The organism is Novosphingobium sp. B-7 (genome assembly GCF_000410615.1).
GTDB classification, from domain to species: Bacteria; Pseudomonadota; Alphaproteobacteria; order Sphingomonadales; family Sphingomonadaceae; genus Novosphingobium; species Novosphingobium capsulatum.
In genome coordinates this window covers 1,793-7,807 of the sequence record NZ_KE148370.1, presented here as the reverse complement: position 1 = coordinate 7,807, position 6,015 = coordinate 1,793, and the positions used below count along the sequence as shown (strand labels likewise).

Annotated in this window: 4 protein-coding genes and 1 pseudogene; 1 reads left to right on the top strand and 4 read right to left on the bottom strand. The window is 66.8% G+C overall.

Annotated elements, in window-relative coordinates; genetic code table 11:
- A pseudogene (locus H926_RS34825) lies at positions 1–226 on the bottom strand (hypothetical protein); the annotation flags it as partial.
- A 219-nt stretch (positions 227–445) separates the two neighbouring features.
- A complete protein-coding gene (locus H926_RS0115000; protein WP_371256268.1) occupies positions 446–2,257 on the bottom strand; it encodes a PHA/PHB synthase family protein in 1,812 nt (603 codons plus the stop codon).
- A 329-nt stretch (positions 2,258–2,586) separates the two neighbouring features.
- Between H926_RS0115000 and H926_RS0114995 the strand changes: the two genes are divergently transcribed.
- Positions 2,587–3,786: an LL-diaminopimelate aminotransferase gene (locus H926_RS0114995; RefSeq protein WP_028658057.1), complete on the top strand. Its 1,200-nt coding sequence runs from the start codon at positions 2,587–2,589 to the stop codon at positions 3,784–3,786.
- 30 nt (positions 3,787–3,816) lie between these two features.
- On the opposite strand, the gene H926_RS0114990 is transcribed toward H926_RS0114995, so the two are convergent.
- Complete coding sequence (locus H926_RS0114990; RefSeq protein ID WP_022677040.1) at positions 3,817–5,154, bottom strand: Nramp family divalent metal transporter; 1,338 nt, start codon at positions 5,152–5,154, stop codon at positions 3,817–3,819.
- A gap of 88 nt (positions 5,155–5,242) precedes the next feature.
- Positions 5,243–6,015: cytochrome c family protein (locus tag H926_RS35590; RefSeq protein ID WP_371256267.1), on the bottom strand; the 773-nt coding region annotated here is incomplete at its 5' end.

Sequence of the window (6,015 nt, the reverse complement as noted above, 5' to 3'; positions counted from 1 at the left end):
TGGCGGGCGCCGGCTCTGCCGATGCCACTGCAGGGGTCACGAGCTTGCGTGCACGACGGGCGGCGGTTGTCGGTTCTGCCTGCTCCGTCGCGTGTGCCGCTGCGACGGTCGGTTCGACCGCGGGGGCGGGATCGGCAGCCACGACGGGCGCTGCGCCATCCGCCTGGGGGGCGGGGCTGGGCGTCACGTCGGGAAGCGTCCCTTCGTCCTTGGTTTGATCGGCCATGGCGTTACGGCTCCTGCAATGCGGCGAGGCAGGGACCGGATTGGCCCGAGGGTCGCACCACGGCGACGACTCAAGCCGGGAACGGCCTTACCTCTGCTGCATTGCAAAAAATAGGAATGCGCTGGCGGAAGTCAAGGTTTTTGTGCAGTGCACAATATCCATCTTGGAGGTAATTGCGCAACGTTGCCTAAACGTGTCGCCCGGCTTGTTGCGGCGCCGTCATCGCATGCGCACATATCGCCCGGGCGCGTCTTCTATTGCGTTGCGGCCGGGCACGCGGGCGCCCTTGGCCGGCACCGTGTCACCGTCCAGATCGGCCAGCCAGGCGCGCCAATCCGGCCACCAGCTGCCCTTGGTTTCCTGGGCGCCAGCTACGAACGCCTCGAGGCTGGCGGGTTCGCCCGGGTTGGTCCAGTACTGGTACTTGCCAGCGGCCGGCGGGTTGACCACGCCGGCGATATGCCCCGATCCGGCCAGCACGAATTTCCACGGCCCGGCCAGGTGCCGGGTCAGCTTCCACACGCTGTTCGCCGGCGCGATGTGGTCTTCCCGCCCGGCCTGGATATAGCAGGGCGTGGTGATGCGGTGCAGGTCGATCGGGGTGCCATCGGCGCTCAGCGCGTCGGGCACTACCAGCTGGTTGTCGCGATATAGCTCGCTCAGATAGGCGCGGTGCCAGCGCGCGGGCAGGTTGGTGGTGTCACCGTTCCAGTAGAGCAGGTCGAACGCCGGATAATCCTCGCCCAGCAGGTAGTTGTTGATCACATAGTTCCAGATCAGGTCTGGCCCGCGCAGCAGGTTGAACGTGGCGGCGAGATAGCGCCCGTCGAGATAGCCATCGGTCTCCAGGCTTTCGAGCCAGCGCAACTGCGCGTCGTCCACGAAGTGGCACAGCTCTCCCGCCTCGCTGAAATCGACCTGCGCGGTAAAGAACGTGGCCGAGGCGACCTTGTCGGCCTCGCCGCGCCGGGCCAGCACGGCCAACGTGGCAGCCAGCGTGGTGCCGGCCACGCAATAGCCGATGGTGTGCACCGTGGGAACCGCCAGCTTCTGGCGCACCACGTCGATCGCTTCGATCTGGGCGCGCACGTAATCGTCCATGGTCACATCGGCCATGCTGGCGTCAGCCGATTTCCACGAGACCATGAACACGCTCAGCCCCTGGTCCAGCGCCCACGACACGAAGCTTTTCTTGGGGTTGAGATCGAGGATGTAGAACCGGTTGATCCACGGCGGAAAGATCAGCAGCGGCACGGCCGCGACCTGGTCGGTGGTGGGGGTGTAGTGGATAAGCTGGAACAGCGGCGTTTCGTGCACCACCTTGCCCGCGGTGGTGGCGATGTTGCGGCCCACCTCGAACGCCTCGCCATCGGTGTGGCTCAATTGTCCGCGGCGCAGGTCGGCCAGCAGATGCTCGACCCCCTTGACCAGGTTTTCGCCCCGCGTGGCCAGGGTGCGTTCGATCACCAGCGGGTTGGTCATCGGGAAATTGGCTGGCGACAGCGCCTCGGTGATCAGCCGCGTCATGAAGCGCACTTGGCCATGGCGCTCGGGCTCCAGGCCGGAAATCTCCTGCGCCATGTCTTCCAGCCGTTCGGCCAGCAGCAGATAGGTCTGGTGGAGCAGGGCGAACCACGGCTGTTCGCGCCAGCGCGGATCGGCAAAGCGGCGATCGCGGCGCGGCAGGGCATCGGGCGCCACGTCGGCCGGCGCCTTTGCCGGCACCGCCCCTTGCGGGGCATAGAGTTCGATCACCCGGTTCCACAATTGCAGGCTTTCGTCCCACAGCCGCGCCTGCGTTTCGGCCTGGGTGATCGGCATCGTCCCGGCCCATTCATCGAACATCTGCTTCCAGCGGCCGCCATCGACCATGCGTAGCCAGGCCGGCTCTGCCACGGCGGTCTGTTCGGCCATGAAATCCAGCCACATCTTCTGCAGCTTGGCGCCCGACATCGCCCAGTGCTGGAAATCGCCCGGATCGGGGGCCTTGGCATGGGCAGTGGGCAGGAACGGCGCGGCCAGGGCCTGCATCGCCTCGGCCTGAAGGCGGAAAAGGTCTTCGAATACCGCGTTGTCGGTGGCAACCGGCGTATTGGCATTACCCGTTTCGCGCATGGACGAACTTTCCCTCGTGACTTTCGGTCCCTGTCACCTGGCGCCGGTCACCGTGGCATACCCGGACCATGGACGTTCGCCCTTTTGCGCGCGGGCGGCACGGGCGGCAAGCCGCTTCGCATCGCAAAGCGCGAGAGCGGCGCTGCAACAAGGCGCGCGGTGCAGCCCATGATTGGCGAAGCGGATCGATTGGCGTAAGGGGGCGGTCCCGGCAATCCTGCCGGCAAGCATTACGAGTCATGCCCGTGGAAGAAGAGTTCTACCGCATCAAGCGCCTGCCGCCCTATGTCATCGCCGAAGTCAACGCGATGCGGGCCGCAGCCCGCGCCAGCGGACGGGACATCATCGACCTGGGCATGGGCAACCCCGATCTGCCGCCGCCCGCGCATGTGATCGAAAAGCTGTGCGAAGTGGCGCAAAAGCCTTCGGCCCATGGCTATTCCGCGTCCAAGGGCATCCCCGGCATCCGCAAGGCGCAGGCGAACTATTACGGCACCCGTTTCAACGTGGATCTGGACCCGGAAACCGAAGTCGTCATGACGATGGGATCGAAGGAAGGCTTGGCGAGCCTGGCCACCGCGATCACCGCGCCTGGTGACGTGGTGCTGGCGCCCAATCCGTCCTACCCGATCCACACCTTCGGTTTCATCATCGCTGGTGCCACGATCCGGTCGGTGCCGACCACGCCCGACGAACGCTATTGGGAATCGCTCGATCGCGCGATGGCCTTCACCGTGCCGCGCCCGTCGATCCTGATCGTCAACTATCCGTCCAACCCCACGGCCGAGACGGTCGACCTGGCATTCTACGAACGCCTGGTGGCCTGGGCCAAGGAGAACAAGGTCTGGATCCTGTCGGACCTCGCTTATTCCGAACTCTATTTCGATGGCCAGCCGACCCGCTCGATCCTGGAAGTGCCGGGTGCCAAGGACGTGGCGGTGGAATTCACCTCGATGTCCAAGACCTTTTCCATGGCCGGCTGGCGCGTGGGCTTTGCCGTGGGCAACAAGCGCCTGATCGCCGCGCTGACCCGCGTGAAATCCTATCTCGATTACGGCGCGTTCACGCCGATCCAGGCGGCGGCCTGCGCCGCGCTCAACGGCCCGCAGGATATCGTCGAGCAGAACCGCAAGCTCTACCAGAAGCGCCGCGACGTGATGGTGGAAGCGTTCGGCCGCGCCGGGTGGGAGATTCCCAGCCCGAAGGCCTCGATGTTTGCGTGGGCGCCGCTGCCGCCGGCGTTGAAGCACATGGGCAGCCTGGAGTTTTCCAAGCAGCTGCTGACCCAGGCCGAAGTCGCCGTGGCACCGGGCGTGGGCTATGGCGAGGATGGCGAGGGCTTTGTCCGCATCGCCATGGTCGAAAACGAGCAGCGGCTGCGCCAGGCCGCGCGCAACATCAAGCGCTACCTCACCAGCATGGGCGTTAACGCCTCGGCCGCGTAAGGCAGGGGTGAAGGGGGCAACGCGCCCCCTTCACAGCCCGGCAACCAGCGCCAGATTGGCCAGCAGAATCAGCACGAACAGCAGCCAGCCGATCGCGAGCATAAGCCGCGACGCGGCGAAGCGGCCCATCACCTGGCGGTTGCCGGCAAAGCGCAGCAGCGGCCAGATCGCAAACGGCAATTGCAGCGACAGCACGACCTGCGTAGCCACGAGCAATTTCCCCACCGCGCCCTGGCCCAGCCACAGCACCCCGGCCAGCGCCGGCACGATCGCCAGCGCGCGGGTAAGGATGCGGCGCTGCCAGCAGGGAATCTTGAGGTCGAGGAAACCCTCCAGCACCACCTGACCCGCGACCGTGCCGGTGAACGTGGCGCTTTGCCCAGCGGCAAGCAGCGCCACGCCGAACAGCAGCGGCGCCAGGCCGGCCCCGGTGATCGGCGCCAGCAGCCGCCAGGCATCCTCGATCGAGCCGACATCGCGGTGGCCATGGCCGTGGAAGGCCTCTGCCGCCAGCACCAGGATCGCGACGTTGACGAGTGTCGCCAGCAGCAGCGAAACCACCGTATCGGCGCCGGCCAGGCGCAGGGCGCGGCGCGTGCCTTGCTCTGACCGATCGCCCAGCCGCGTCTGCACCACGCTGGAATGCAGGTAGAGATTGTGGGGCATGACTGTCGCCCCCAGAATACCGATCGCCAGAACCAGCGCGCCGGGCTGAGCGAGGCGCGCCAGATCGGGCACGGCGCCGGCGGCCAGCGCGGCACCATCCACCCCCACGATCGCCAGTTGCACGCCAAAGCACAGCGTGATCGTGGCGATCAGCCCCAGCACGATCGCCTCAAGCTGGCGAAAGCCATGGCCCTTGAGGCCAAGCACGATCAGCGTATCCAGCCCGGTCAGCAGCACGCCCACCCATAGCGGCACCCGGAACAGCAGGTGCAACGCCAGCGCCGCGCCCAGCACTTCGGCAATGTCGGTGGCAATGATCGCCAGTTCGGCCAGCAGCCACAACGCGCGACAGGCGGCGGGGGAATAGTGGCGGCGGGCCAGCTGGGCCAGATCCTGGCCGCTTGCCAGGCCCACCCGCATCGCCAGCGATTGCAGCACGATTGCCGCCAGCCCGCAGGCCAGCACCACGAACAGCAGGCCATGGCCAAACTGCGACCCGGCGGCGATATCGGTGGCCCAGTTGCCCGGGTCCATATAGCCCACGGCCACCAGCAGGCCGGGCCCCGCCGCCTGCCACAGCACGCGCCACCACGGGCCTTGTGGGGCGACGGCGACGGTGCCGCGCACCTCGGATGGGCAGAACGGGGCCGTGGCGGTGGTGGGCAGCGAAAGGCGGCTGGCCAGAGACGCAAGCGAAGACATGGCGCGAGCCTTAGCCATCAGCGCCAAAGAAGAAACCCCGCCTGACAGGGCAGGCGGGGTTTCTGATTCCTCAAATGGGCGAGGTGGCTTACTTGGCCGGCGCGGCCGCCGGTGCGGCGGCGCCCAGGCTCAGCTTGCCACCCTTGCTGTTGAGATAGGCGATCACGTCGGCGCGGTCCTGCGCGCTGGTGAGGCCGGCAAAGGTCATCTTGGTGCCCTGCGCGAACTTGGCCGGGCCGCTCAGCCACTGGTCAAGCGTGGCCTGGTCCCACACGCCCTTGTGCGCCTTGAGCGCGTCGGAGAAGGCATAGCCGCCGCGGCCCTCGGCAATGGCATCACCGGCCACGCCATAAAGGTTGGGGCCAATGCCATTGGCGCCGCCCTGCTCGATGGTGTGGCAGGCCATGCACTTGGCAAAGACCTTCTCGCCCTTGGCCGCATCGCCAACCATCGCCGCCGGGGCTGCTGCGCCCGCCGGGGCCGCGCCGGCTGCCGGCACCGCTTCGGGCGCGGGCAGGGGCAGGTTGGAGCCCTTGGAGTTGAGATAGAGAATCACGTTGGCGCGATCCATCGGATCGGACAGGCCGGCGAACGACATCTTGGTGCCGTCGGCAAACTTCTTGGGATTGGTCAGCCATTCGTCGAGCGAGGCGAAATCCCACTTGCCGGTCTTGGACTTGAGCGAATCGGAGAAGGCATAGCCGCCGCGCCCTTCGGCACGGGCATCGCCCACCACGCCCCACAGGTTGGGACCGATGCCGTTGGCCGCGCCCTGGTCGATGGTGTGGCAGGCCTTGCACTTGGCAAAGATCGCCTCGCCCTTGGCGGCATCGGCCTTGGCCAGGCGGTTGGCGATCGGCT

Coding starts and splice junctions, on each gene's coding strand:
- H926_RS0115000 (WP_371256268.1), bottom strand. CDS start 2,257: ATGCAGGCCCTGGCCGCGCCGTTCCTGCCCACTGCCCATGCCAAGGCC.
- H926_RS0114990 (WP_022677040.1), bottom strand. CDS start 5,154: ATGTCTTCGCTTGCGTCTCTGGCCAGCCGCCTTTCGCTGCCCACCACC.